Origin of the sequence: Streptomyces naganishii JCM 4654 (genome assembly GCF_014650575.1) — a bacterium.
GTDB classification, from domain to species: Bacteria; Actinomycetota; Actinomycetes; order Streptomycetales; family Streptomycetaceae; genus Streptomyces; species Streptomyces naganishii.
Map to the genome: position 1 here is coordinate 1 of NZ_BMVF01000050.1, position 2,436 is coordinate 2,436.

The window sequence follows — 2,436 nt, forward strand, 5'->3', positions numbered from 1 at the left end:
GTCCTACGACCTGTCCGCCACCCAGATGAACACCCTCCAACGCCCCAAATTCCCACCACCCCCTAAAGCCATCGCACCCCCGGGAGCCCTGATGGTCGGCGAGGCGACCGGCGTAGGGCCTGTAGGCGGTGGCAACGGCGACCATCCGTCCGTACGTACGGCGCTGAACTCCGCGCCTTCCGAAGTGGTGCCGACGCCCCACGCACGAGACACCGTCCCGCACGCGAACGTGTCCTCGACCCCTCACCTCGCGACGTCGCCGCACCACTTCGGTGATCCGGCAATCCCCGGGCCGGCCAAGCCAGAGGCCCCTGTCCGCACCCATGTCGATTCCGTGGGCACCCTGCCGGACGGGTCACGCGCACCTGCCGGCACGCCGGGCGTTCAGCGAGGGAACGTCGGCCCGGTACGCCCGCAGATGCTCGTCCCGCCCGCGTTTCCCGGTGGCACAGCGATGCCGTCCGGGCAGATTAGGGGAGTAGGACCCTTCCCACCCTTGACGGGGCCGGGAACCGGCAGTGTGCCTCGCGCCGGCGGTCTTGGGATGCCAACGGGCCCCGGAGCCACCTCACGAACGCCGAGCACCCCTGGGCAAGTCCCATCCACGTCGAACTCGAACATCGGCCGAGCGCCGACTAGCCCCGGCATCGTCGGTGGACGCCCCACCGCCTCGCCGATCGACAGGCCGGCAGGAGCCATCCCGCGTGGAGCGGTGGTGGGCGCACCAGAAGCGAGGACGCCGCCGCGTGGCGCAGTGGGGCGTACGGCCGCAGCCGGCAGTGGACCTTCAGCACAGCCGGCCGGCCGCCCGATGGGCGCCGTGGGTAGTCGCGCCAGCTTCCCCGCAGGGCGAGTCGTGGGTGGCGCCCCGCAGACCGCTGCCCGGACGCCCTCTCGTGCGACTGGACCCGGCAACAACGAGAGGACCGTGGCCTCCGGTGCTCCCACGAGGGGAGGAGTCTCTGGTGGCGTCCCCACGACCAGGACATCGCCACGAGTCGGTAGCTCCGCACCGCAAGAGCGCCAGACCGAGGATGAGCGGAAGAGGCAGGACCGCCGTGATTCGGCCCACCCGGCCACCGACTGACAGCCCGCGAAGGGGAAGGGACACGCATGCTCATCAGAAGGCCTCGATCCGGGTGCCGTAGGACCGTGGCAACGGTCGCACTAGGCCTTCTCCTGACAGGCGCGGCGGCTGTGCCGGCACACGCCGAGGGAATGCGTGGCCAGCAGTGGTTCTTGGACGCCATGAAGGCCGAGCAGATGTGGCAGATCAGCACGGGCAAGGGCGTCACGGTCGCCGTTATCGACACCGGAGTGCAAGCTGACAACCCTGATCTGAAGGGCCGTGTTCTCCCCGGCAGGGACTTCGCTGTCGGCCAGCCGGGAGACGCGCACACGGACTACGACGGCCACGGCACGGGCATGGCGGGTCTCATCGCCGGAACGGGAGCGGCGAACGGTGGAAACGGCACCTTCGGACTGGCGCCGGGAGCGAAGATCCTCCCCGTGCGCCTGCCCAAGTCCACCGCGGCCGCCAACGGGGCGGCAGCCACAGCGCAGTTCAACAAGGTGCTGCCGCAGGCCATTCACTACGCGGTGGACTCAGGCGCCAGGATCATCAACATTTCCATGGCAGCGGACAAGGGTTCGCCAGGTCTGACAGCGGCGGTCAAGTACGCTTTGCAGAAGGGGACCCTGGTCTTCGCCGGCGTCGGCAATGAGGGCGACCAGGGAAATCCGGTCGCGTATCCCGCGGCGACACCGGGAGTGGTGGGAGTGGCCGCGGTCGGCAGGAACCTCCGGCGGACGTCCTGGTCCGAGTACGGCTCCCAGGTGGACATGGCAGCGCCCGGCGAGGACATGGTCGCCGCCTGTACGAGCAAGACGGGCTTCTGCAAAGGCTGGGGCACCAGTGACGCCACCGCCCTCGCTTCCGCCAGCGCCGCGCTGATCTGGTCCAAGCACCCGGACTGGACGAACAACCAGGTACTCCGGGTCATGCTGAACACCCTCGGTGCCCCGACCAACGGTGCGAAACGCAACGATTCCATCGGCTACGGCATCGTCCGCCCGCGCGTGGCACTGCAGAACCCCGGCGACCCGGGCCCGGCGGACGTGTACCCGCTCACGGACCTGACGACGGCGACCGCCTCAGCGTCGGCGCCCTCGTCGGCGAAGCCGGCGGCCGGTACCGCTCACAAGGGCGCACACTCCGCCGCCGATGCGCCGAAGAACGGAAGCGGCGGCATGCTGTGGCTGGGTTTGATCGCGGGTGCCGTCCTGGTCGTGGGCGGTGTGGTGGCGTTGATCACTGTGGGCAGGCGAAGGCGCTCGGCGTCGTGACACAGTGGTGCGCTGAAGTGACGGGGGAGGTCTGATGGTGGGCGAGGGTTCTGGCTCTGGTGGTGGTACGTCCTTCGAGGGCATGAGTCA

Annotated in this window: 1 protein-coding gene; it reads left to right on the forward strand. The window is 69.5% G+C overall.

Annotated features, from left to right (window positions below; all coding sequences use genetic code 11):
* Positions 1-1,248: 1,248 nt before the first annotated feature.
* Complete coding sequence (gene mycP, locus IE217_RS34280) at positions 1,249-2,346, forward strand: type VII secretion-associated serine protease mycosin (RefSeq protein WP_229865860.1); 1,098 nt, start codon at positions 1,249-1,251, stop codon at positions 2,344-2,346.
* The last annotated feature ends 90 nt before the right edge of the window (positions 2,347-2,436 follow it).